The sequence below is a fragment of the Streptomyces sp. P17 genome, assembly GCF_032436805.1.
Classification (GTDB): Bacteria; Actinomycetota; Actinomycetes; order Streptomycetales; family Streptomycetaceae; genus Streptomyces.
Genome location: NZ_JAVRBF010000790.1, coordinates 1 through 274 on the forward strand (window position 1 = coordinate 1; position 274 = coordinate 274).

1 protein-coding gene is annotated in these 274 nt (G+C 63.5%); it reads left to right on the forward strand.

Going from position 1 to position 274, the window contains the following annotated elements:
* On the forward strand, nt 1-274 hold a 274-nt coding region (locus tag RMT89_RS42970), incomplete at both ends, for a hypothetical protein (protein ID WP_315889191.1).

Consider the following 274-nt stretch of genomic DNA (forward strand, 5'->3'; position numbering starts at 1 on the left):
CCCCGCTGAACCTGCTGTCACCAGCGCGGCGCGTCTACATCGTGCACCGTGGCCTGGTGTTCCTGTACCCGGCCAGCATCGTGCGCGACATCGCCAACGACAGGTACACGATGGACGATGACCGCCCGTGGTCGGCAAACCCGACCGACTGGGCTTCTGGCCGAATGTTGTCTGATCGGCTGACGGACGAGATGGATCTGTGGGAACACGGCAAGCTCAAAGTCCTGGCCCGGACGTTGTGGGTCACCGAGGGCGCTAGTGCTGACGCCTTCAA